This window comes from Pseudomonas sp. S34 (genome assembly GCF_009866745.1).
Lineage (GTDB): Bacteria > Pseudomonadota > Gammaproteobacteria > Pseudomonadales > Pseudomonadaceae > Aquipseudomonas > Aquipseudomonas jessenii.
This window is the reverse complement of record NZ_CP019398.1, coordinates 803,317-827,869: the sequence shown is the minus strand read 5'-3', so window position 1 is coordinate 827,869 and position 24,553 is coordinate 803,317. Positions and strand designations below refer to the sequence as shown.

The window sequence follows — 24,553 nt, the reverse complement described above, 5'->3', positions numbered from 1 at the left end:
AACCGACGCCGGGCCACGCCCCCGGCGTCCGCTATTCACACCCCGGTCTGTAAGGCTGCTGAAAGCTACCGGCTCTATATTCAGCAGCCTCAACAGACGAATAACCGGGACCACCCGGAGACCGCCTGATGAGCGAGCTTTTTTACAACGCCGTGCCGAATGCGACCCGTGTCGCCCCGCCACTGCCCGAGCCTCGGCAGTACCCCAGCGAGAAACCGTCACGGGTCTACCTGTTCGGGACCTGCGTGGTCGATTTGTTCTACCCGGAAGCCGGGATGGATGCGATTCACCTGCTGGAGCGTGAAGGCATTCGTGTCGAATACCCGCAAGGGCAAAGCTGCTGCGGCCAACCGGCCTACACCTCGGGTTACACCGAACAGGCTCGGACCGTGGCGCGCTCGCAACTGGCGCTGTTTGCCGGCGACTATCCGGTGGTAGTGCCCTCAGGCTCTTGCGCGGGCATGCTGCGCGAACATTACGCCGACTTGTTCAAGGACGAGCCGGACACGTTGAAACAGGTCCAGGCCCTGGCGGCCAGAACCTACGAGCTGGCCGAGTTCCTGTTGTTTGTCTGCAAGGTGCAGCTCAAGGACGGCGGCGAGCCCGTGAAAGTGGCGCTGCACACCTCGTGCTCGGCACGCCGTGAAATGAACACCCACCTGCACGGCCGCGAGTTGTTGGCGCAGTTGAGCAATGTGGAGCGGGTCAACCACGATCACGAAAGTGAATGCTGTGGCTTTGGTGGGACATTCAGCGTCCGTATGCCAGACATTTCCGGCGCGATGGTGGCTGACAAGACCCGGGCGTTGAAGGAGTCCGGCGCGCACAAGGTATTGAGTGCCGACTGCGGCTGTTTGATGAACATCAACGGCTCGCTGGAAAAACAGCAGGAAGCGTTGCGCGGTCAGCATCTGGCCAGCTTCCTCTGGCAGCGAACCGGAGGTGTGAAATGAGCACCTCGACGATTATTCCTACGGTTGCCGTAGAAGAAGATTTCCGCACCCGCGCCCACAACGCACTGGGTGACCCGCAATTGCGAAGCAACTTTCGCAAGGCGATGGATTCACTGATGACCAAACGGGCAGCCGCTTTCAGCGATGCCCATGAAAGAGAACACTTGCGCGCACTGGGCAATGCAATCCGTGCCCGCGCGCTCTCCAAGTTGCCCGACCTGCTCGAGCAACTGGAACAGAACCTGACCCGCAACGGTGTGACAGTGCACTGGGCGGAAACGGTGGATGAGGCCAATGGCATCGTCCTCTCGATCATCCGCGCTCACGAGGGGCGGCAAGTGATCAAGGGCAAATCGATGGTCAGCGAAGAGATGGAGATGAACCATGTCCTCGCTGAACAGGGCATTGAATGCCTGGAATCGGACATGGGCGAGTACATCGTCCAGCTCGACCACGAGAAGCCTTCACACATAATCATGCCGGCAATCCACAAGAACGCCGGTCAGGTCGCGTCCTTGTTCCACGACAAACTTGGCGTGGAATACACCAAGGACGTAGACCAACTCATTCAGATCGGTCGCAGAGTCCTGCGGCAGAAATTCTTCGAAGCGGACATCGGCGTCTCCGGTGTCAACTTCGCCGTGGCCGAAACCGGCACCCTGCTGCTGGTGGAAAACGAAGGCAACGGTCGCATGACCACCACGGTGCCCCCCGTGCACATCGCCGTCACCGGTATCGAAAAAGTCGTGGAAAACCTGCGTGATGTGGTGCCGTTGCTGTCGCTGCTGACCCGTTCAGCCTTGGGCATTCCGATCACCACCTACGTCAACATGATCTCCGGCCCGCGCAAGGAACATGAACTCGACGGCCCACAGGAAGTGCACCTCGTACTGCTCGATAACGGCCGCAGCCAGGCCTTTGCCGACAGCGAATTGCGCCAGACCCTGAACTGCATTCGCTGCGGCGCCTGTATGAATCATTGCCCGGTGTACACCCGAATCGGCGGTCATGCCTATGGGGAGGTTTACCCCGGGCCTATCGGAAAAATCATCACCCCGCACATGGTCGGCCTGGCGAAAGTCCCGGATCACCCGAGCGCCTCGTCGCTGTGCGGCGCCTGCGGTGAAGTCTGCCCGGTGAAAATCCCGATCCCTGCTTTGCTGCGGCGCCTGCGGGAAGAAAACGTCAAGGCCCCGGACAGCCCCCATCAAGTGATGCGCGGCCAGGGCAGCAAGTATTCGCGCAAGGAGCGGTTCATCTGGAACGCCTGGGCCAAGCTCAACAGTTCGCCGACGCTCTATCGCCTGTTCGGTTTCTTTGCCACCCGTTTGCGCGCCCTTACGCCGAGCAATGTCGGCCCGTGGACGCAAAACCACAGCGCACCGAAACCCGCTGCCCGCTCATTGCATGACATGGCCCGCGAGCACTTGGCCAAACAGGGAGAACGCCGATGAGCGCCAAACAAAATATCCTCGCCAAACTGCGTAAAAGCCTGACAGGCACCACGCCAGTGGCCGACAACTTCGATGTCGATCTGGTGACCCAGCCTTACACCTACGCGCCCGAGCAACGCATTGCGCAACTGCGCAAATTGATGGAAGCGGTGCACACGGAAATTCATCTGACGTCCGGCCAAGAGTGGCCGACGCTACTCGCGCAGTTGCTGCAGGACCGCCAGTTGCCAAGCCTGCTGATCGCACCGACAACGCCCCACGGTCAACGGATCACGCAGCACTGGGCGAATAATCCCGGCCTGCCAATGCTGAAAGCCTACGACCGCCCGGTTGAAGAATGGAAAGCCGAGCTGTTCAACGACACCCCGGCGAGCATCACTGGAACCCTCGGCGCCATCGCTGCCACGGGCAGCCTTATTCTCTGGCCGACCCGGGAAGAACCGCGCCTGATGAGCCTGGCGCCACCGGTGCATTTCGCCCTGCTCAAGGCCAGTGAAATCCGCGACAACTTCTATCAGGTGCAACAGGAATTCGAATGGGCCCAGGGCATGCCGACCAACGCATTGCTGGTGTCCGGCCCGTCGAAGACCGCCGACATCGAGCAAGTGCTGGCGTACGGCGCACACGGTCCAAAAGACCTGGTGGTACTGATCCTGGAGGACCAATGAGTCTACCGGCCGCTTTTCTGCGTGACGCACAGCAACTGATTCCCCAAGAGCGACGTTTCGACGACCCGCTGTCGACCCTGGCCTTCGGCACCGACGCCAGCTTCTATCGTTTGATTCCGCAACTGGTGATCCGCGTCGAGTCAGAAGACGAAGTGGTGGCACTGCTGCAACTGGCGCAAAGGGATCAGGTGCCGGTGACTTTCCGCGCCGCCGGCACCAGCCTGTCCGGCCAGGCGATCAGCGACTCGGTGCTGATCGTGCTGGGGGATAACTGGAACGGTCGCGAGATCCGCGGCCAAGGCACGCAAATCCGCCTGCAACCGGGGGTGATCGGCGCCCAGGCCAACGCCTGGCTGGCACCGTTCGGACGCAAGATCGGTCCGGACCCGGCCTCGATCAATGCCTGCAAGATCGGCGGGATCGTCGCCAACAATGCCAGCGGCATGTGCTGCGGCACCGCGCAAAACACCTATCACACCCTGGCCGGCATTCGTCTGGTGCTGGCCGATGGCAGTCGTCTCGACACCGAGGATGCCGCCAGCGTCACGGCGTTTCGCCAAAGCCACGCCGCGCTGCTGGAACGCTTGGCGATCCTGGGCCGCGAGACCCGCGCAAATACCGAGCTGGCTGCGAAAATTCGCCACAAATACCGTCTGAAAAATACCACCGGCCTGTCGCTCAATGCCCTGGTGGATTTCGACGAGCCTGTGGATATCTTGAGCCACTTGCTAGTGGGCTCCGAAGGCACACTCGGGTTCATCAGTGCCGTGACCTACGACACCGTGATCGACCACCCGAACAAGGCCTCGGCCCTGATTGTGTTCCCAGATGTCGAGACCTGCTGCAATGCAGTGTCTGTGCTGAAAAGCCAACCAGTGTCGGCCGTGGAACTGCTGGACCGGCGCAGCCTGCGCTCGGTACAGAACAAACCCGGCATGCCCGCTTTCGTACAGCACCTGTCGAACAATGCCTGTGCACTATTGATCGAATCCCGCGCCGCGTCGTCCACTTTGCTGCACAAGCAACTGGCGCAGATCATGGCGTCGCTCAAGGCGTTCCCGGTGGAAAAGCAGGTCGACTTCACCGAAGACCCGCAGGAAAACGCCCGTCTCTGGGCCATCCGCAAAGACACCTTTCCCGCCGTCGGCGCCGTGCGCAAGACCGGCACCACGGTGATCATCGAAGACGTCACCTTCCCGGTCGAACAACTGGCCATCGGCGTCAACCGCCTGATCGAGCTGTTCGACAAACATCACTACGACGAAGCGATCCTTTTCGGGCACGCCCTGGAAGGCAATCTGCACTTCGTCTTCACCCAAGGCTTCAACAGCCCGGAAGAAGTCGCACGCTATCAGGCGTTCATGGACGACGTGGCGCAACTGGTGGCGGTGGAGTTCGGCGGTTCGCTGAAGGCTGAACACGGCACCGGACGCAACATGGCGCCGTTCGTTGAACTGGAATGGGGCAGCGATGCCTACCAGTTGATGTGGCAGCTCAAACGACTGCTCGACCCCAATGGCATTCTCAACCCGGACGTGGTGCTCAGCGAAGATCCACAGATCCACCTCAAGCACCTCAAGCCCTTGCCCGCTGCTGACGAGATTGTGGACAAGTGCATCGAATGCGGCTTCTGCGAACCGGTCTGCCCGTCAAAAGGCCTGACCCTGAGTCCGCGTCAGCGCATCGTGATCTGGCGCGACATTCAGGCAAAGAAACGCGCGGGCATCGATACGTCCGAACTCGAAGCCGCCTTCGACTATCAAGGCATCGATACCTGCGCCGCCACCGGCCTGTGCGCACAACGTTGCCCTGTAGGCATCAATACCGGCGAGCTGGTGAAAAAGCTGCGCAGCCGGAAGGCGACGCATACGAAAACCGCTAACTGGCTTGAAGGACATTTCGCCACGGCACTGCAAGGTGCACGCTTCACCCTGCACGTGGCCAATGGTGCGCGGATGTTGCTGGGGGCACCGAGATTGGCGAAGTTGTCGGCGACGTTGACGCGCCTGTCCAAGGGTCAGGTCCCGCAATGGACCAACGCCATGCCTCAGCCTGAACGGCCGATTCGCTTCAGCCCGACGGTGACGGACGCGCGCCCGCGCGTGGTCTATCTGGCGGCCTGCGTATCCCGCGCCATGGGCCCGGCAGCGGGCGATACGGAGCAAATGTCGCTGCACGACAAGACCCGAGGCCTGCTGGAAAAGGCCGGCTACCAGGTGGTGTTCCCGGACAACCTCGACAACCTGTGCTGCGGCCAGCCATTCGCCTCCAAAGGCTACGCCGAGCAAGCCGAGCACAAACGACAGGAACTGATCGGCGCCCTGCTCCACGCCAGCCGTGGCGGGCTCGACCCGATCTACTGTGACACAAGCCCCTGCACCTTGCGCCTGGTTCAAGACCTTGGGGAAGTCCGTCTGGACCTGTACGACCCGGTGCGCTTCATCCGCACACACCTGATGGATCGCCTGGACTTCACGCCACAGGAGGCGCCGATCGCCGTGCACGTAACCTGCAGCACCCAACACCTCGGGGAAAGCCAGGCGTTGATCGACCTGGCGCGCAAGTGCAGCAAAAACGTGGTCATTCCCGAAGGTATTCACTGCTGCGGCTTCGCCGGCGACAAGGGCTTCACCACGCCGGAGCTGAACGCCCATTCGCTGCGCACGCTCAAGGATGCGGTGCAGCAGTGCAGCGAGGGGATTTCCACCAGCCGTACCTGCGAGATTGGCCTGACACAACACGGCGGAATCGACTACCACGGACTAGTCTATCTGGTGGACCGCGTTACCCAGGCCAGGGTGACCTGATGACGAGGCCTCAAGAAAGGCGCATTCAGGCGCCTGTCTAGTCGTTTCTTGTGGGCATCAACACAGAAAAACAGAACCCTGACGTGTCGCCGCAGTCCACTGATCAAGTCCCGCCAATGCGGGACTTTCCCAACACTCGGTAGACCGATTTGATGGCCAGCAATGCCTGGCCATCAGTTCAAGGAGAAACACATGAATCGTTCTGTGCTGTTAGGTCTGTTCGTTACTGCTTCCATGCTGGCTTCCACTTCATTTGCCGCTGAAGACCTTTGCGCGGTCAACCTGAAAACCATCGAAAACGGCAAGGCACAGATTCCTCCGGAAATGACTGACCAGGTAAAAGCCTCCGTCGAGCAAGCCAAAGCCGACCAGGCAAAAGGCACCAAGGAAGGCATTGATGATTGCATCGCCGAGACCAACGACATTATCAAGGCCGTCACAGACTCGAAAAAAGGCGCCAAGTAACTCGGCTCAAGGCCAACCTTCGGGTTGGCCTTTCGGGCCGCGTTGGCGTACATCAACAACGGAGTACTGGCAGCCGGGAGCTCAAAGCCCGGCCGTGCCCGATACGAAGCAAACCAAAACCCGCCAATTGCGGGTTTTGTTGCATCTGGGGGTCTGGATACGTGTAACCGCCCGCATCGCTGCAGAAGCTCGACACATTTTCTGAGAAAAACGAATTCTTGCGTTGAATCGTAGTCTTTGAGGTAGGCCCCATCAGATCGGGCGGACTTTTCGGGCTCGGCTTGGCCGTCTACTCATACGACAGCACTGAGACCATCAGCTCAAGGAGATACCCATGAAACGCACCACACTCGCTGGCCTGTTCATTGCTGCTGCCATGCTGGCCTCTCCTGTATTTGCTGCGGACAACAACCTCTGTACGAGCAAGCTGCAAGAGCTCAAAGGCAAAGTGAATGCGCTGCCGGCGAACTCCGCAAACACCACGATGGAGATCAAAAGACTGATGTCCAGCGCCGAAGCCTCACAAGCCTCCGGAGACGACAAAAAATGCGTCACCGAGGCCACCCAGGCATTGGCGCTCGCTGACAGACAGAGCACCCAACCAGCCCCATGATCTGTGGTGGCCAACCTTCGGGTTGGCCTTCCGGAGCGTGATGACGTACACTGTATATGCCTGCTGCTCACTTGATTCACAGAGCATCAGGCTCGGGGCCGTTTAGGATTCGACGCCGGTTGCGAAACTTTAGGTGCATGCCGAGTTGGTAACAGAACTCGTAAATCCACTGTTGCAACTACTTATAGTTGCCAATGACGATAACTACGGCCAGGAATTCGCTCTCGCTGCGTAAGCAGCCTTAGCCCTGAGCTTCTGGTACCTTCGGGTCCAGCAATCACCAGGGGATGTCTGTAAACCCAAAGTGATTGTCATATAGAACAGAATCGCCGTGCAGTACGTTGTGGACGAAGCGGCTAAAACTTACACAACTCGCCCAAAGCACCCTGCCCGTCGGGTCGCTGAGGGTTAACTTAATAGACACGGCTACGCATGTAGTACCGACAGCGGAGTACTGGCGGACGGGGGTTCAAATCCCCCCGGCTCCACCACTTCATCATCTAAAGACGTCCACGGACGTCTTTTTTTGTGCCTGAAATCCAGTGAAATCAAGGGTTTAAGCGCTATTGGGCTCCGCAGAGGTTTTTTGAGTTCCAGGCGTTTGGGTATTCCAAATGGTATTCCAAGCCTTCCGGTGCTATTTTTTGGAATACCAAAACGGTGTCAGAGGTAGCTCTCATGCCTGCTCCAGCCCTTCGCCTCTCCGACCGCCAGCTCAAGGCAGTCAGGGCAAAAGACAAGGATTACGTCCTCAGCGATGGTGACGGCCTCCAGCTCCGAGTCAGGAGCAACGGCTCGATGCTGTGGAACTTCAACTACCGCGAGCCGGTAACCAAAAATCGTATCAATATGGGGCTGGGCACGTACCCAGAGCTCTCACTAGCGAACGCCAGGAAAAAAGTGGTGGAAGCGCGCGAGCTGCTGGCACAAGGCATTGATCCCAAGGTGCAACGCAATGCACAGGACGAAGCCAAACGAGCGGAGACGGAACATACGTTCGAGAACGTGGCCACCGCCTGGTTCGAGCTGAAGAAGGACTCCGTCACGCCGGCGTACGCCGAAGACATTTGGCGATCGCTCACGCTGCACGTATTCCCAGACCTGAAAACAACGCCGCTCTCGAAAATTACCGCACCGATGGTCATAGAACTGCTTCGCCCGATTGAGGCCAAAGGCAGTCTCGAGACAGTGAAGCGACTGAGCCAACGGCTCAACGAGATCATGACTTACGGGGTCAATTCAGGACTGATCTTTGCGAACCCTCTCAGCGGCATTCGCGCAGTGTTCAAGAAACCCAAGAAACAGAACATGGCCGCGCTACGACCCGATGAGCTTTCCGAGCTCATGATCGAAATCGCGAACGCCAGCATCAAGCGGATCACCCGCTGCCTGATCGAATGGCAACTGCACACCATGACCCGTCCTGCCGAAGCGGCTACCACCCGGTGGGCAGACATCGACTTCGACAAACGCATCTGGACCATCCCGCCGGAGCGCATGAAAAAGCGTCGTCCGCACACCATCCCGCTGACCGAACAGGCACTCGCCTTACTAGAGACGCTCAAGCCCCACAGCGGCCACAGGGAATACGTGTTCCCGGCAGATAGAAACCCGCGCACCCACGCCAACAGTCAGACTGCCAACATGGCGTTGAAACGCATGGGCTTCCAGGACCGCTTGGTCAGCCACGGCATGCGCTCCATGGCCAGCACCATCCTGAACGAGCATGGGTGGGATCCGGAGCTGATCGAAGTCGCGCTGGCGCATGTCGACAAGGACGAAGTCCGAAGCGCTTACAACCGAGCTGACTACATTGAGCGTCGGCGTCCGATGATGGCTTGGTGGAGTGAGCACATCCAAAAAGCAGCAACGGGTAGTCTGTCGGCAGCTGCCATCAATGACACCAGGAACTGCAATGTCGTGCCGATACGGTGAGCGCTCACCGAACGCCGCCGGTAACCGAAAATGACTCCCCAGATGGAGTGATGGTTGATTTGGCGACAGCGGCGACACTGGCGACAACCCGTGTAATACCTGGTCTGCAGCATGGCGACAGAGGTGGCGACTGTCGCCGCTGTAAGCCTCTCTCTTGGGACTTTCTCGGCTAAGCCCACGCGAGCGGGAAGGCTCCGCATTCCCACTCGCATGGGCTCTGCGTAATTGCATCTCACTTGATCACCTAATTGCATTACCACTGACCAGTTGTTTGCATCCGACTTGACCAGTCATCTGCATTCGCGCTGACCAGCCGTTTGCAGTTGATGGGTGTCAGCGGGTGCCACTCAGCGCGAGTGCTTCAGCCAAGCACTGAAGGACTGCAACCGGCCAGGAGCAGCCATCCAATGCGTGTAGGACATCAGGGACGATTCATCGCTGACGATGTGCCCTGAAGAGAGTATTTTTACTCTATGGAGCTGCTCAGCGTCCCGATCCAAAAGTACAGGGCGTTCAGGAGGGCTGCGATCACCCCAAGCATCGCCGCTTTTGTGTTCAGCACGGCGGCCGCGGTGGTGATCGCAATAGCTTTCGCCTGATCGAGGTTCTGGATCTGGGCCACGTCTTCTTGCCAGGTAGCAGAGATGTGCCAAAGCATCGCCGACAGGATCGTGATGATGATGCTAGAGACCACCATGAACTTCTTCAGGCCAGATATGACCCAAGGGTTATCTGCGCAGTAGTTGCGCACGAAACAGATGATGGCGCCAGCAATGCTGGCAGTGGTGCGGAACAGCTTGTACAGCTTCTTCATTCAAGAGCCTTATCAGTGGGTGCGGCGACCGATTTTCAGTCACCTACTTCACTGTTCGGCACGTTCCTCGGATTTATTTACTGCTTTTCTCAAATTTTTTCAGAAATCGCTTTGAGATTGACGTCAGCTATCGCAGATCAATGACGCAGCTCGTCCTGCTTGGCCATCGTATCTGCGTGCTCAGCGCCTTGCAGCCATGAGCACACTTCGCGTGCGCTATAGCAGCGCCACGCAGAGGGCTGTTTGGTGGGGTATGTAGCTGGCTAGGGCAATTCGCGCTTCCGTCTGGTGGTATAGCAGGCAGCGCTTGTAGCTCTCAGCCTTCGACGTATTCAGTGCGCTTTTACATAGGCTGGGTCGTTTTCAGCCCTTCGGGGAAAGGCAGAAATCGGCCATATACGACATTAGCTGGTCCAACCTCTGCAACGCGAATCTATCAGCCATGGCGCCAATAGAGTCGCTTGGCGATTGGGCAATATCATTGTGCCAACTTCCAACGAAACGATAGACTGAGACGTGCCGACTTTTGGGCGCATGTATGTCCGCAAGGTCCGTTGTGTTGCCTCAGCATGGTGCGCTGGATCTTCGGGGGGGGCGTCATTGTGACAGGGAAATCAGGACAGACTGATGTCAGTGCAGATTGATAATTTTGACGTTGGCCCGAGCCGAGATGGTGACCAGTTTCATTATTCACGTGCGTCCCGACTTTGCCTGGAGCTTCTCGAGGCATCATCCGACCTCAAGGTCGTGTCCGTCGAAGGGATTTCAAAGAAGGACTCCGTCAACGCGGGCATTGAGTCCATCGACCTCGCGTTATACTACGGCAGTGCCAGCCTGTCGGTTGCGCGGCTGGTGCGTTATCGCCAGCTCAAGCATTCGACTCTCCACGCGGACAAGGAATGGACTGCGAGCGGACTACGCAAAACGCTCAAGGACTTCGCTGACCGATTTACGGCATTGGTAGGCCGATTTGGTATACAGCATGTCTGCGCGCGCTTTGCTTTCGAGTTCGAAACCAACCGCCCGCTCTCGCCTCGCGTTCTTCAATCGCTGGCGGACTTGAGGGGGGGCAAACAAGGGCGCGACGCGCACTACATCAGCCGCGTGACGGGACTGGCGCCAGCTGATCTCCAGACGTTCGCCTCGCTGTTCCGGCCCATCACACGCGTCGAGGGATTTCTCGAGCAACGTGCGTTGCTCAGCCATGACCTGCGTGCCTACCTCCCGGATAACGATAAGGATGCGGCAATCGCGCTACGTGACCTCGTCGCACGCAAGGCCACGACTGAGTTCAAGTCCAATCGAGAGATCCGGCGGGAGGACGTCCTGGACACCATCGGCGTTCGTCTGGACGACCTGTTTCCTGCGCCAAATGCTCTGGAGTCCCCTCCGATTATCGTGCCGCGCGCCCAGATGTCTGATCTGGTCAAAGTGATCACCAAATCGTTGACACCAATCATAGTGTCAGCGGATGGCGGCTACGGAAAATCCATCGTCGCTACCCAGATCGGCCCTGCACTACCGGGCAGCATGACGTTCGTCTATGACTGCTTCGGCAATGGCGGGTACCGAAGCTTCACCGGCCTACGGCATCGCGCTAAGGACGGATTGGTACAACTGGCCAACGAAATGGCCGCCCAGGGCCTGTGTCACCCGCTGATCCCGACGCCTAAAGCAGACGACGCCGCGTATGCCCATGCGTTCCTGGCGCGAGTGGGCCAGGCCAGTGCCGTCGTGCGCAGTCAGGCCGCCGATGCATGCCTCGTTCTCGTCTTGGACGCCGCGGACAACGCGGAGATGGCGGCCGAAGAATTCCACGACCCGCCCAGCTTCCCTCGGCTGTTGCTTGCTGAATCCTTTCCCGACAACGTTAGGCTGGTGCTCACGGCGCGTCCTCACCGAATTGATAAGCTCCAGCCACCACCGGGCGTGGTTCGCTTTGAGCTTGATGGGTTCACCGAAATGGAGACCGGGGATCTGCTCAGGACCCATTTTCCGGACGCCAAGGAGGTGGACGTCCGGGAATTTCACCGCCTTACCTCGCGCAATCCGCGGGTGCAGCGTGCTGCGCTGGACCTGGAACCGGCCGGACCACTGGCAGCTGTCCTACGTAGCCTCGGTCCTTCGCCTCGCACGGTGGATGACACTATTGGCGATCTTCTGGATCAGGCAATACGCCAGGCACGGCATGTCGCGGCGAAGGTTGAGCGGCCTCAGATCGACCGTATTTGCGCAGCGCTCGCTATACTGCGCCCGTTCGTGCCGATCAGGATCATCGCGTTGACAGCTGGCGTTGACGAAGGATTGGTCCGGAGTTTCACCCATGACCTCGGCAGACCACTACTGGTTCGGGACGACTCCGTCCAGTTCAGGGACGAGCCCACGGAAACGTGGTTCCAGAAACACTTCAGACCCGAACAGGAAGAGCTCGAGGCATTCGTCCGCCGTCTGAAGCCTCTAGCGCAGGAAAGCCGCTATGCCGCTTCCGCGCTGCCCGCGCTGATGCTGAGCACCGATTGCTTCGATGAGTTAGTTCGACTCGCACTGGGCGACGACGCGCTGCCTGAGAACGACGAGATCGCAAGGCGTGATGTCGAGTTGCAGCGGCTGGAATTTGCGACGCGGGCGGCTCTACGAGCGCGCCGGTACGCGGATGCCGCCAAGCTCGCCTTGAAGGCTGGCGGGCGGGTGGCGGCCGATGGTCGCCAACAGGCGCTCCTGAGCGGAAACGTGGATCTCGCATCGCGGTTCCTGGATGCTGATCAGTTGCTGGAGCAGGTCTCCAGGCGTCAGATTGTCGGTGGCAACTGGACAGGTTCTGAACACGCCTATGAAGCGGCGCTACTTTCGGGGCGGAAGAGCCTGGAGGGCGAAGCACGCGCCCAGTTGCGCTTTGCCTATGACTGGCTCGGCCACTGGTCTCGCAACCGGCAGGAGAGTAACCACCGAACCTCGGTCACGGACGAAGATATCCTCGAGCTGGAATGGGCGGAGTTCAATGTACATGGTCCGATGTTATGCGCCGCCCAGTTGCGGCGATGGCAGCCACGTGAACTCTCCTATCGCGTTGGACGACCGCTCGCAAAGCGTCTAGTCGACGCAGCTCGGTGGGAGGATGCCGATGCCCTGGCCATGGCAGCAGGCAACGATATCGGACTGGTCCTCGCGATAGCCGATGAACTCAGAGCAGTTGAACGGCATGTCCCTAAAGCAGCTGCAGTACGCACCATTCGCCTGCTCCTGCATCCTCGAGTCAAACTCCGCGCGCCGGGCGACTGGCGAGGTGAGGGCATGCGAATCAGCGCCGTCGCGTCGATGATCGATACTGCGCGACATTACCGCTTAGCGTCCAAGCGCGCATTGGTCGGCCTCTTAAGGCGCTACATACCTAAAGTCGCGACCCGCACTCTCGAGTCGGAACACAACAGTGAAGATCGGTTTGCGCACCTGCGGGCGTATGCATTGCTGGCAGCGCTTTTGAGCAAGCCACTGACGCTAGAATTCATCTATGGCGCAAAGCGCAAATCCAGCAAGAACTCGGAGAACAAGAGTCGGTTAAGCGGCCAGGGATTTGAGAGCCTCAAGGCGTTGTTGCCATGGCACGAATTGAGCGTGAAGGCTCGTTCCGGCTCGATGTCCAAAGCGGACTTCGAGACCGCTTTGGCAGTGGCACTGGAGCATTGGACGCGTCACCGGCACGACGCCTACCAAGAGCGGTCTGTGACGGCCAATGGGATCGCGAGACTATGGTCCGAATGCATCGTTTTGTTTGGCAGTGACGAGGCACTCTGGGCGCGGCTCGAGCAGTGGCAGAACAGTCTACGGGTTCCTCTTTTCATTCCTACCATGGCAGATATCGCGCGCCGTGCGGCATTGACGGGCGGCCCTCCGCATTTTGTCCTTTCCTTTGCACACAAGGCTCGCGGTCGCATCGGAGAGGAAGCCGAGCTCGCCGAATCCATGGCCGACAGCTTCGTTCTACTCGCTCGAGCCGTACTAGGAGCCAGCGAAGATGAGGCTCAGCAGTACTTCAATGAGGCCGTTCGCGTCGCCAGCAAGATCGGGCAGGAGAATCTTGAGCGATGGCACGCCCTCTTGCACCTGAGTGATGCTTGTGCTGCGGACAGGGTCGATGACCCGTTGCTTGCATATCGATTCGCGCGTGCGGCCGAAGTGACGCGTTCGTACGTCGATCGCGACAAGCACTTCGATTGGGAGCACACAGTCGAGGCGATCGCAACCCTGTCGCCGCGCACATCGGCAGCAATTATGAGCCGGTGGCGTGACCGTCAATTCGGTGAGCCTGGACGCCTTTTTCCACAGCTCGTTGAAGTCCTGTGCAAGCGAGGCCATCTGGATGCCCGGGACGCGGCAGCTCTTGTCTGCTTCGAAGGCTACTGGAATTGGCCGGGGCTGATCGCGGCCGCGCTCGATGTGGCCGATGGCGGCGCCGAGAAGGAAAAGGTGCTGGCGCATTTTTACCGATACCTTCGCTTCTCCTCGAATTCCAGAGCACGTTTAAAAGAGGTTGCCGATGCGGTCCAGGCACGGGGTCTGAACGCGCAGCCTTTTCGCGAATTAGAAGAATGCGGCCGAAGATTTGAATCGGATCGCGAGTCCCGCAAGACGTTGCTGACGAGCGGGCGCGAGTCCGGTCCTGACTGGTGTGCCGTGTTTGCAGGCCTCGATCTCGGCAGCGAGTCGGGCCTCCTTGAAAGCCAAGCGAGAATGCCTGGCGGCCGCTTCGGCCGGTGGCGCGAGGAGTGGATTGGCGAAGCCGTGGCTCGCGTGACTGCGGGCAAGGAACGCTCGTTCGTCGAGAGCCTCAAGGCGGTCGACGACTGGAGCCCCTATGTCGTCCGTGGTCTTCTGGAGCAAATCCCCACGACGTGGGCGGATCGACTCGCAGCGCGACAGGCATTGGCATCGTTCGTTCGTCGCATGGCCCGCGACCATGCGACGTCGCTCGACATCAACCGCCACTATCAGTCCTTATCCTACGACCTGGTCTTTGAGAAGACGGGGGTCACGCGCCAAGAGCTATTCCGGCTTGCAGTGGAGGCGATCGCCGAGACCAGCCTGCCAACTACGTCCAATGGCTTGTTTCAGCTCGTCGCGGTCCTCGCTCAATTCTTGGGTCCGGTCGAAGCGCGATCCGTGCTGGGCTATGGCCTTGAGCATCTGGAAGAGGCGCTTGGCTGCGAGCAGGGTGATGGGCCGTGGAACCCGTGCCTTGTACCCGCCGGCGGCTGTCGCGAAAGTATCGCAGGCTATATCTGGGCAGCTCTCGGGTCCGTTGAATCGGGGAGCCGTTGGCCAGCCGCCCACGCGGTTCGGGCGCTGTGCCACTTGAGCCGCGAAGCCCTCTTGGAGGACGTACTCATGCTCGCGACCGGCGACAATGCATCGGCCTTCACCGACGCAAGCTTCCACTTCTATCGAATGCACGCGGTACAGTGGTTGCTGACAGCCCTTGATCGCGCTTCGCGTGAAAGCGGGGGCGTTGTTTCGCGTCACGCAGCCTGGCTGGAGTCTTTGGCGTCGCGGCAGAACCGCCATGTGATCTGCCGCGGTATCGCGGCTCGCACCCTGTTGGCCTTGGCAGAAGGGGGGCACGTGGCAATGGCTCCGGTAGCCCGTGATGCGCTTATCCGGATCAATGCGTCCGCGCTTCCAACGCAGTCCTCTGCCTACCACTCCCGGGTGAACCGCAGCCCGCTTGGCTCGGACGACACATGTGAGTTCAGCTTCGACTATGACTTCTCGCGCAACTGGATTGAGTCGCTGGCCCAGTGCTTTTCGATACGCCCCAGTGAGATCGAGGCCGTGGTGTGCCAGGTCATTCGCGAGGACTGGAGGATGCAGGAAAACGGTCATTACGATCGCGATGCGCGTGCCTTACGTGGCCAATTCAAGGAATACAGGTCGAGCCGCGGCAGCGAACTGGGCGGTCAGGACAACCTCTCGTTCTATCTTTCCTACCATGCCGTGATGGAGGCTGCGGGGCAGTTGCTGGAGACACATCCGCTGCATGAGGACCCAGAAGATTTATGGGGATCGTTCTCCCATTGGCTGGAGTACAGGGCTTTGCTCGACGCGAAAGGCGAATGGCTGGCAGATCACAGGCAAATGCCGCCGGTGGACACCATCGAGTTCCCAGCAAGAAAAAAGGGCGCTTGGCCCGTCCCCACGACAAAGAATTACACGCTTTCGCGCCTAAGGGCGCGCACCGGGACGGTGGTGGTTGCAGGCAGCTGGACCCAGTATGAGGGGAACAAAAGCGAAACCCTACGCGTGATCAGCGCATTGGCGTCGCGGACCCATGCTGGCGCGCTGTCCCGGGCCTTGGCAACGTGCAGAAACCCGTTCGACTATGCACTGCCCGAATTCCAGGACACACATGAAGTTCACCACGGTGACTTCATGTTGAAAGGGTGGGTGGCGGAGTCAGGAACCGAGTCCAGCGCTGATTCGGATGATCCATGGGCCGGCGGATTGACCGGACGCTTTCCGAATTTTGCCGGGCTTGTGGCGGCCGACCTCGGAATTGTCTGGGACGAAGCTTCTGGTACGTGGCACCAGGATGACGGAACATGTGTGGCCTGGGTCGAGCGTTGGAGCGAAGGCGCCGACAATGAGCGCCAACGAGCCCCGAGAGGACAACGCCTCCTGGTCGACAGGCAGTTCCTGCAGAAGGCCCTGTATCGACAGGAGCGAACGCTGATTCTCGAAGTCACCTGTCATCGCCACGTGGTGCCCTTCAACTACGAAAGCAGGAGTAGAGATGCTGAAGAAGAGCGCTCGACAAGCATCATCACGATCGAAAAAGCCGGAGCCCCCCGCATTGTCGGCTGCAATGCTCGCCCTCGGCGAAAAGCTCGTCGCCGAACTAAAGCTCGTTGAATCGACGGACACGCTCGCGCGGTGGATGGCGCACTACGTCGCAGAGTTGTTGGTGCGCGCCGAGCACGCCCCTCTGCCCAAGCGTGAAAAGGCACAGGAGTTGTGCGCGTGCGCCATCTTGGACCTATGGGCACATGCACGGACTTTCCCTGCGAAGAGAAAGGCGTTCGAGTCCATTGACCGGGTGATAGAGACCATCGAATCTTTGCATCCGGACGGTGAACCGCATTACCGCAACAACCTCTGGCGCGCCCTTGATGCACGTGCCGATAGCGGGGACAGTGAAGTCGAGGAGCTGATGACGACTGCGTTAGGGATAGATGCCGCAGCTCGCAACCTCATCCATCATGTTCTTGCGCACGCCTCGTGCGCTGCGGGGCGAGACAGCGCTGAGTGGTTAGAGCTCGCCCAGCAATTGGAGGAAGAAGACCCCCTCACCGAACTTCGGATCAGGATCGTGAGGGCAGGGCGGGACGAGGCGCAGCTTAAAAAACATCGTATTGAGCAGTTGGAAAAGCGTATCGCGCAGCTCGAGTACTTTACCGCTGCGACTCAAGCGCTCAAGACGGACTTGGTGGAATCGTTGGCGGCTGCTAAAGCTGTTAACCACCTGCTCGGCGAGGAGCATGAGAAGCCTAACGCTTAGCTAACGTGCGCACATTGCACTCATTGGTCTTTGGCGTCTATTTCGACTGGCCATCACCCTGACAATGACAGCGTCTGCTTTTGGCCGTTCTCCGCCGGTCGTCACTACGGCGTGTGCTGGTCAAGTCGAAAGCAAACGGTTGATCAGCACGAATGCAATTGACTAGTCAGCGACAATGCAAATGGTCAAGTCCATGCAATTACGCGGGCTCACATTAAAAACCGACGAACGACCACCCGGCCATGGAAAACCACCGACCTCCAAGGTCTTCCAACGCGACCGATTGGCGCAAGAGTCCCCCCCAAAATACTGTTGACCACGAGCAGAAGGAGCGCTAAACCAGAACTGTACCAGCGCTGTCCTCGACAGCACCCATGTAGCCAGAACCTTTGAGGCTACGCCATATCGTGGTGGTTCACCCCAAGTGCGATTAGCGTCCGGCGGCTCGCACAGTCACAGCGATGTGATGGATGCCTACTTCTCAACTTTGCCCACTGCGGCAACTCAGGCCTTCTCCTGGCTGCTCTGCAGCAACTTATCCGCTTGGCCATTTCTTGCGCCAACCTGTTGCCCGTCTCTTTGCCCCCTAAAGAGACGGGCGCATATCACACTGCTGCAGCCCTGCTCGCACGGGCCTTTGCGGCTTTCCCCCTCGTGACAATCGGCGTGACAAACACCGAATGCTCACTCGCCACAGCGATGCCGATGATGGTACCGCAGCCCATGAAATGGACTGCACCTGACTGACAGTCAGGCATGCCCCAGTCATCGCATCACTGCCTTCACCCGACTCAGGATCTCGCGACACCGGTCTCGTCAGCCAGTGCAGCCTCCACCCGCCCACCGCTATCGGTGTTCAGGAGGCCAGATCATGAGATGCCCAAGCTCCCGGTCGTAAGGAGCCGTCAGTCCCGCGTGAGTGGACAAACCTCACAGGTCGCAGGGGCCTTGATCCCTGATAACACTCAACAACCGTGGCGGGATGAGTGAGGACGAAGTCGATAATCTCAGGAGAATAGCGATGCAACTGTGCGAAGCGTTCGAGCCTCCACAACCATTGCTGGAATGCCAGCAGGCGCCACTGCCCTACCCGGTCGAAGCACTCGGAGAACTGTTGGGCCCTGCGGTCGAAACACTGGCCGAGGTGATCGGCGTGCCTTGCGCCATGGCGGCGCAATCGGTGCTGGCCACTGCAGCCCTGGTGAGCCAGGGTCATGCCAATGTCCAACTCGACGGCCGAACCTATCCGCTGTCCCTCTACCTACTGACGGTGGCGTCCTCGGGTGATCGCAAAAGCGCGGTGGACCACCTGGCACTGAAGGCCGCGCGCGACTGGGAACGACAGCAGTGGACCCTGTATGCGGAAAAGCTCAAAGCTTATCGCGCCGCTACCAGCATCATGGCCACCCCCAAAACCTCAAAGAAGCACGCGGAGGCGGAAGGCGGTGAACTATCCGAGCCGGTACCGCCGAGACTGATCATTGCCGAGCCCACCATTGAGGCCCTAGTCAAAAGTCTGTGCCATGGCTTGCCCAGCATGGGCTTGTTCAATGATGAAGGTGGACAGTTCTTGGGCAGCAGCACCATGAGCAAAGAGAATCTGCTCAAGGCGATCACCACCTTGTCGACACTGTGGGATGGCAGCCCGATCGACCGGGCGCGCTCCATGGCTGGAGAAAGCCTGCGTGCCTATGACCGTCGCCTCAGCCTGCATCTGATGCTGCAGCCCTACCTGGCCAACCAGCTGTTTAAAGACCCAGTGATCAATGGTCAAGGCATCCTCGGCCGCTGCCTGATCAGTTGGCCCGAGCGCCTGGCCGGCCAGCGACTCTACAAGGCAATCGACCTGACCAGAGATGCCAAAATCCAGCGCTACCAACAACGGATCACCGCCCTGCTGCAAAAGCCCTGGTCGCTTCACAAGGATGGATCACTCAATCCCGTCACGCTGGAACTGACTCCCCGTGCCCGTCGTGCCTGGATTGATATTCACGACACCATCGAGTGCCAGTCTGGCGAGTTCGGCGAACTGGCCGGCGTCCAGCCTGTCGCGGGCAAGGCCGCGGCGAATGTGCTGCGCATCGCGGGCGTGCTGGCCATGGTTGAAGAGGCCAGTCAGTTGGATGAAGCACACATCCAGCGCGCCTCCACGTTGATGGATTACTACCTGGCCGAGATCCAGCGCCTGACCGAACAGGCACCAGTCAATAGCCGACGCGAGGAAGCGGATCGGCTGCTGCGCTGGCTGGTGCAGAAAGGCTGGACCCACTTCACCATCCGCGACGTCAATCGCAACGGTCCTCGTTTTGCTCGCAAGAGCGCTGACCATACCGCCTCTTTATTGGTCGTGCTGATCACTCATCGCTGGCTGAGCAGCCGCGACGGAAAAACTTTCGAGGTCCGCCATGTTTCGCCTGAATGACGCGGTGCGCCGATACCAGGCGCAACATCAATCGCAACCAGAATCGCGGCGTGTCGCCGCTTCTGTCGCCACCCTGTCGCCACGCGCCAGGCCAGAAACGACGCGGGTTGTCGCCACTGTCGCCGCTGTCGCCACACACCCCTTGGAGCTTTCCAATCTCGCCCTGCTGATCGAGCAACTGCGTGAGGAAGGGGCACTACTGCAACACCAGGAGAACGCCCTCCTGATCCGCCCGACACACTGGCGGCAGATGGACCGGCTCAGCCCCCACTGGAAAGCCCTGCTGCTCTTTCTGCAAACAAACGAAAACGGTGAAGACGATGGCCTTGGTCGGTCGACGTGATGGTCGCAACTTTGGCTATGGCCGCCAGCTGAGCTATGCCGGCCGACAAGCGCTAAAAGATCTGTTTGCCGGCGGCCACTTCGCCACCGTCAAAGCGCATAGCGATCGCTGGCAAGCGTTCGTGCGTTGGTGTCGATCAGAGGACGGCCCCGGTTACAACGATGCGCGCCAGATCGATCGACAGACGCTACAAGACTACGCCGCGTATCTGCGCCAGCAGATCCAGCAAGGTGAACTCTGCATCGCCACCGCGCAGAACCGCCTGAGCAGCGTCAACCGCACCCTCGCTGCGCTGCGCGGTGATCAAGAGGTGAGGATCGCCAGCCCGAGTCAGGCGTTGGGACAGAAGCGCTCGACCGTACGCACCCGCGCACCGGATGGCCAAGACCGCCAACAGGTGCAGCGAGTGATTGAAGCGCTTGGCGAACAGCACCACGAGCGGGTGGCCGCGATTGTCCTGTTGGCCCGAGCAACCGGCATGCGCCTGCGCGAAGCGATCTTGGCTGACCTGCCACGCTTGCACCGCGAAGCCGAACACTTCGGCCGCATCAACATTCAGGACGGTACCAAAGGCGGCCGCTCAGGGGCTTCAGCGCCGCGATGGATCGCGGCTAATGAAGAGGTGAAGGCGGCTCTGCAGTTGGCTCGTCATGCGTCGCCGACCGGCAGCCGCAACTTGCTGGCCCGAGACGAAAGCTACGCCGCGTTCCTGCAACAGACCGTGCTCCCCGCCCGAGAAACGCTGCATGAACAAGGGCTGAAGGGTTTCCATGAACTGCGAGCGGCCTACGCCTGCGAGCGTTACGAGCAGCTCACGGGCCACGCCGCCCCGATCAATGGTGGCCACTGCAATCGCATTGACCGCGACCTTGATCAGCAGGCGCGCCAACAGATCAGCCTTGAACTCGGGCATAACCGGATCGATGTAGTTTCGGCCTACATTGGAGGTCGATAGTGACCAAACCATTCGATATAGCGCTGTTCCTGAGCGGCGTACTGACCGGCTCGCAGGTCACGCAGCAACGACACCTACGGCAAGCCCGAATCATGCAAGCGGCCATTCAACAGCGATGGCAGCGAGACAATCCCTGGACCTGGCAGCTCAAGCATGTGCGCTGGTTTCTCACTCAGCACCTGAAAGACCATTCCGGCGCCACCCGGTATTACTATCGACTCACCGCTCTGCTGATCTGGAAGCGATTAGGGAACGGCCGGCAATTGCTGATGGATCGCTCGAATCGTGAGTAGGCAGCCTTCCAGGCACACTTGTCCGCCGTCATCTATCTCAGCGCGGATATCCTCTTGCTGATGAACCTGCTCGAAGCACACGCGGCAACGACAAAAAGCGGCCAATAGCGGCCAATAGCGGACCTCCGAGCCAATAAGGCTTTTGGCCAAAGACCGCACTCACATTAAGCAGCCCCCTCCCTTACGCTTCGATACCGGCAACCTTTACCCTACAGTCCCCCCGACACACTCTTCCCGCATAGACCGTATCAAAATTGATCAGACGAGATATCATCCAGCCATTATCTAGTCGTTGGGCTGTGGGTGATTGACGTTGAATGCTCCCCAGCTCGGAAGATCATCCTTGGCTAAGCGGGTACGTTTGCCCAGGCGGTTCACAAGACCGACAGATGAAAATAACTCATGGAAGCGAAAAAGCTATGCAGATTAGAGATTCATTAGTAGAACTACATGAAACAATGTTGTACCAATATCTAGTATCGCTTGATCAAGAATACTCAGAGCGAATCTCGAAATTTGTTCGCGAAGTTGCACCATTAATGGCAACGATTGAAAATTACTTTCCTTACTATACGCGCCATGATGCACACCACGGTTATCAAGTAGTTGAAAGAATGGCGCAATGCTTATTGCCTTCGTGTTTCGACCTTTCAAAACCAGAATCATTGACTGCGCAGGAAGTTTTTTTATTAATTGCCGCAGCATACGCACACGATCTGGGTATGGCCGTATTTCCGGGTGAAGAGCAATCTCTAAAAAGAAAACTTAGCCTGTGCGACACACCAACCTGGAAAACGAACGATAAACTTCAAGGTTATCTGAGGAAAAACCATTCGAGCAGGGGAGGAGAATACATCGAAAAAAACGCTGAACAGTTCGGTGTCCCCCGCAATTTAGTTGCAGCATTAGACTTGCTTATGAAAGCTCACAACTATTCTATAACTCAACTAGAAAGAGAGCTGCAGCGCCCGTTCGCGACTGGTCAAAAAGAAAGCGATCTAGCTCAATTGGCTGTAATTGTTTGTGTTGCGGATGCTATAGAATTCAGTGATACGCGAGTGCTCGATGGTGTATTTGAGAAAATTGGAATGGATAACACCTCCGCTGCACGGATTTCTTACGCCGAAAACATGAAGCATGTTTGTACTGGCGACAGTTTAGCTGTAACCGATGACGGTCGCATTATTGTCAGCGGCGCATTTCAGGATGCCAATATTCTCGCCCTCGCACATCGTACTTTTGATCAGATGGAGGAGTGGATTCAGGGATACAGCGACATAGATCGCCGTTGCAAGCATAGAAAGCTGAAGGTAAGGGGAGAACCTTTCCAGCGCGACCTATCATTTAATAGAGGGAACTTCCAGCGCTTGGGAGTAAGGCTCAATAAGCGTAGTGTGATCGACTTGATCGCTTCCAATGCAGTTTGGCGGACTCAACAAGGTATCGCATTGCGCGAGTTAGTGCAAAACGCAGTTGAAGCGTGTCGCTATAGAGATCATCACTCTGCCCCTGCAGATAAATATCAGCCGGAAGTTCGCATAGTCTTTGATAGAGAGCGGCATACTGTAACAGTTAGCGATAATGGATGTGGAATGTCTGAGCGAACTGTTCTTAATAACTTGCTGACTGTTGGAAGTAGTAGGTCTCGCGAGCCGGCGTATACAGAAAGTGACTATGCACCGATTGCTCGCTTTGGCATTGGTTTTTGGTCAGTCTTTACTATTGCTGACGTGGCTAAGGTAACCACAGCTGCATTTGAAAGCTATAGAGGCAGACCAAGTGAGGCTGCGAGTGCTCAAGGCTTTGAGTTTGATGTTCAGCTAGCGGAGCTAAAGGATTTCACGGTTTTCTCACCCACTGAAAGATCCTGCGGAACAACTATAACATTAAACCTAAAACCTCAAGTAGTCATTGACGAAGTGTTTACTGACCTAAAAAAATTACTGCTTTGCTCAATGGTCCCCTTGACTATAGTTCTAGACGAAACAGAAGAAAGAATTGACAGTGATATGCCTCGCATTGACGAGGTTGCGCTGTTTGGTGTGAGGCGTCTAAAGGCTAAAGAGCTTGGAGTAAAGATTTTTAATTATTGCGCAAAATCAGCCGATGTGGTTGTTTCCTATGGTTTTGCATACCGAGAAGACGGCGAATCTACAACGTATATGGCGGAGCCTGGCACTCCAATGTATAGTGTGATAGAAAACTTTCATACGAGTCAATCTGCAGTGTGCGGGTTCTCGGTGCCAGTGCGAATTACACCGTTATGCATAGATCTGGAAAGAATCGGCACCTACAAAATAAATACAACTACACCTCGAGGCTTTGAGTTCTCTATAGATCGGAGTCAGCTGAATAAAAATGAAGCCGTGACGAATTTTATTGAGCACGCTAGAAATATTATTCATGATGGCTATCGGGACTTTCTCAAAAAAACAAACTCCTACTATCCAGAGGTGATTAACCGCTTGCAGAGAGAAGCTGCATCCGGAGGCGGGGGCGTATACGACCAATTTACTGAAATGGAACTAGCTTCCGCCAAAGCTAACTATCCGGATCTGATTTGCATGGGACTAACTCCGATTATACAGGGCCAGAGCTTTAATCAAGCAAAAGTCAATACAAAACATGTAAATTTAGATCAATTGTCTGCCATGAAGGGCATTGTTTGGTGTTTGCAAGCGCAACGTAGACAGTTCAACTCTAGAGGGGTTCAGTACTTTCCTATTGAAGCTCCAGAAGCACTTGAAATAGCCTACGCTTGGGTGCAAAAGCAGCAGCAACACTTATCAGAAAATATCCCCGTATACATCACGCAACCAGACCGAAATTTCTCCCTTTTATTTGATAATGACAACGCTTCATTCACTCATGTCACCTCATTGCCACATGAGCTTTGTTTTCTCGCTGTCAACTTAGGAAGGATTAACTATAAGGAGGTGGCCGCCGACATCATCCCCAATATTGGAGGAGGCTGGGCGGGCACTATTTATTGGCGAAAATTTGACACAGCAGACAATAAGCCCTATTTATTTCTTGGTAGACATCGCGTCCTAGTTAAACCCGGAACTGCACTTCAGGCACATATTAAAGCTCTCGCGACCGATGCACGGTTTTCAGCTATAGCAGATATCGTTAAGCTTCTTCAAGAAGACGAGGCTGGTCACATACCAGAAGCGTTAACAGGCTTGCTTTAGAACACGAACTGAGTTCGTTCGGTGAGCCTTTTATTTTAGAGACCCGAACGAGTCTCGCTAATTTAGATGTAAAAAGTTAGTCAGATAG

The 24,553-nt window shown here is 57.6% G+C and carries 15 protein-coding genes and 1 other RNA gene; 15 read left to right on the top strand and 1 reads right to left on the bottom strand.

The window, feature by feature from the left end:
* Positions 1-128 precede the first annotated feature (128 nt).
* The 8 genes from PspS34_RS03500 (at position 129) to PspS34_RS03465 (ending at position 8,895) form a co-directional block, all read left to right on the top strand.
* Positions 129-953 carry a (Fe-S)-binding protein gene (locus tag PspS34_RS03500; RefSeq protein ID WP_057716491.1) on the top strand — a complete coding sequence of 275 codons (825 nt, stop codon included), beginning with the start codon at positions 129-131 and terminating at the stop codon, positions 951-953.
* A complete protein-coding gene (locus tag PspS34_RS03495; RefSeq protein WP_057716492.1) occupies positions 950-2,407 on the top strand; it encodes a LutB/LldF family L-lactate oxidation iron-sulfur protein in 1,458 nt (485 codons plus the stop codon). Before PspS34_RS03500 ends, PspS34_RS03495 begins: the two co-directional genes overlap by 4 nt.
* Positions 2,404-3,075, top strand: coding sequence for a lactate utilization protein (locus tag PspS34_RS03490; protein ID WP_102669031.1), 672 nt, complete (start codon positions 2,404-2,406; stop codon positions 3,073-3,075). The genes PspS34_RS03495 and PspS34_RS03490 overlap by 4 nt, the downstream gene beginning before the upstream one ends.
* Positions 3,072-5,882, top strand: a complete 2,811-nt coding sequence (locus PspS34_RS03485; RefSeq protein ID WP_154861563.1) for an FAD-binding and (Fe-S)-binding domain-containing protein — start codon at positions 3,072-3,074, stop codon at positions 5,880-5,882. The genes PspS34_RS03490 and PspS34_RS03485 overlap by 4 nt, the downstream gene beginning before the upstream one ends.
* Before the next feature lie 192 nt (positions 5,883-6,074).
* On the top strand, positions 6,075-6,347 hold the full coding sequence (locus tag PspS34_RS03480; RefSeq protein WP_090453013.1) for a hypothetical protein: 273 nt from the start codon (positions 6,075-6,077) through the stop codon (positions 6,345-6,347).
* A gap of 334 nt (positions 6,348-6,681) precedes the next feature.
* Positions 6,682-6,960 (top strand): hypothetical protein, encoded by a 279-nt coding sequence (locus PspS34_RS03475; RefSeq protein WP_150812847.1) that lies wholly within the window; start codon positions 6,682-6,684, stop codon positions 6,958-6,960.
* A 94-nt stretch (positions 6,961-7,054) separates the two neighbouring features.
* Positions 7,055-7,451: a transfer-messenger RNA gene (ssrA, locus tag PspS34_RS03470) on the top strand.
* Positions 7,452-7,638: 187 nt separating this feature from the next.
* A complete protein-coding gene (locus tag PspS34_RS03465; RefSeq protein WP_159389521.1) occupies positions 7,639-8,895 on the top strand; it encodes an integrase domain-containing protein in 1,257 nt (418 codons plus the stop codon).
* Positions 8,896-9,361: 466 nt separating this feature from the next.
* Here PspS34_RS03465 and PspS34_RS03460 read toward each other — a convergent pair whose 3' ends face one another.
* Positions 9,362-9,709, bottom strand: coding sequence for a hypothetical protein (locus PspS34_RS03460; protein WP_159389520.1), 348 nt, complete (start codon positions 9,707-9,709; stop codon positions 9,362-9,364).
* Between the two features lie 627 nt (positions 9,710-10,336).
* Here PspS34_RS03460 and PspS34_RS03455 point away from each other — a divergent pair.
* From PspS34_RS03455 to PspS34_RS03425, 7 genes are all read left to right on the top strand, one after another.
* Positions 10,337-16,612 carry a hypothetical protein gene (locus PspS34_RS03455; protein WP_159389519.1) on the top strand — a complete coding sequence of 2,092 codons (6,276 nt, stop codon included), beginning with the start codon at positions 10,337-10,339 and terminating at the stop codon, positions 16,610-16,612.
* Positions 16,554-17,258: an AVAST type 3 anti-phage proein Avs3b gene (gene avs3b, locus PspS34_RS03450; protein WP_159389518.1), complete on the top strand. Its 705-nt coding sequence runs from the start codon at positions 16,554-16,556 to the stop codon at positions 17,256-17,258. The genes PspS34_RS03455 and avs3b overlap by 59 nt, the downstream gene beginning before the upstream one ends.
* Positions 17,259-18,279: 1,021 nt before the next feature.
* Positions 18,280-19,680, top strand: coding sequence for a YfjI family protein (locus tag PspS34_RS03445; RefSeq protein ID WP_159390379.1), 1,401 nt, complete (start codon positions 18,280-18,282; stop codon positions 19,678-19,680).
* Positions 19,664-20,023: a hypothetical protein gene (locus PspS34_RS03440; protein WP_159389517.1), complete on the top strand. Its 360-nt coding sequence runs from the start codon at positions 19,664-19,666 to the stop codon at positions 20,021-20,023. Before PspS34_RS03445 ends, PspS34_RS03440 begins: the two co-directional genes overlap by 17 nt.
* A complete protein-coding gene (locus PspS34_RS03435; RefSeq protein ID WP_159389516.1) occupies positions 20,001-20,978 on the top strand; it encodes an integrase domain-containing protein in 978 nt (325 codons plus the stop codon). The genes PspS34_RS03440 and PspS34_RS03435 overlap by 23 nt, the downstream gene beginning before the upstream one ends.
* Positions 20,978-21,271 carry a hypothetical protein gene (locus PspS34_RS03430; protein ID WP_122552632.1) on the top strand — a complete coding sequence of 98 codons (294 nt, stop codon included), beginning with the start codon at positions 20,978-20,980 and terminating at the stop codon, positions 21,269-21,271. The genes PspS34_RS03435 and PspS34_RS03430 overlap by 1 nt, the downstream gene beginning before the upstream one ends.
* A gap of 389 nt (positions 21,272-21,660) precedes the next feature.
* Positions 21,661-24,465, top strand: a complete 2,805-nt coding sequence (locus tag PspS34_RS03425; RefSeq protein WP_159389515.1) for an ATP-binding protein — start codon at positions 21,661-21,663, stop codon at positions 24,463-24,465.
* Positions 24,466-24,553: the final 88 nt, after the last annotated feature.

What these genes read in the sequence shown, in the direction of transcription:
- PspS34_RS03500 (WP_057716491.1), top strand. Translation starts at nt 129, where the DNA reads ATGAGCGAGCTTTTTTACAACGCCGTGCCGAATGCGACCCGTGTCGCC.
- PspS34_RS03495 (WP_057716492.1), top strand. Translation starts at nt 950, where the DNA reads ATGAGCACCTCGACGATTATTCCTACGGTTGCCGTAGAAGAAGATTTC.
- PspS34_RS03490 (WP_102669031.1), top strand. Translation starts at nt 2,404, where the DNA reads ATGAGCGCCAAACAAAATATCCTCGCCAAACTGCGTAAAAGCCTGACA.
- PspS34_RS03485 (WP_154861563.1), top strand. Translation starts at nt 3,072, where the DNA reads ATGAGTCTACCGGCCGCTTTTCTGCGTGACGCACAGCAACTGATTCCC.
- PspS34_RS03480 (WP_090453013.1), top strand. Translation starts at nt 6,075, where the DNA reads ATGAATCGTTCTGTGCTGTTAGGTCTGTTCGTTACTGCTTCCATGCTG.
- PspS34_RS03475 (WP_150812847.1), top strand. Translation starts at nt 6,682, where the DNA reads ATGAAACGCACCACACTCGCTGGCCTGTTCATTGCTGCTGCCATGCTG.
- PspS34_RS03465 (WP_159389521.1), top strand. Translation starts at nt 7,639, where the DNA reads ATGCCTGCTCCAGCCCTTCGCCTCTCCGACCGCCAGCTCAAGGCAGTC.
- PspS34_RS03460 (WP_159389520.1), bottom strand. Translation starts at nt 9,709, where the DNA reads ATGAAGAAGCTGTACAAGCTGTTCCGCACCACTGCCAGCATTGCTGGC.
- PspS34_RS03455 (WP_159389519.1), top strand. Translation starts at nt 10,337, where the DNA reads ATGTCAGTGCAGATTGATAATTTTGACGTTGGCCCGAGCCGAGATGGT.
- PspS34_RS03445 (WP_159390379.1), top strand. Translation starts at nt 18,280, where the DNA reads ATGCAACTGTGCGAAGCGTTCGAGCCTCCACAACCATTGCTGGAATGC.
- PspS34_RS03440 (WP_159389517.1), top strand. Translation starts at nt 19,664, where the DNA reads ATGTTTCGCCTGAATGACGCGGTGCGCCGATACCAGGCGCAACATCAA.
- PspS34_RS03435 (WP_159389516.1), top strand. Translation starts at nt 20,001, where the DNA reads ATGGCCTTGGTCGGTCGACGTGATGGTCGCAACTTTGGCTATGGCCGC.
- PspS34_RS03425 (WP_159389515.1), top strand. Translation starts at nt 21,661, where the DNA reads ATGAAAATAACTCATGGAAGCGAAAAAGCTATGCAGATTAGAGATTCA.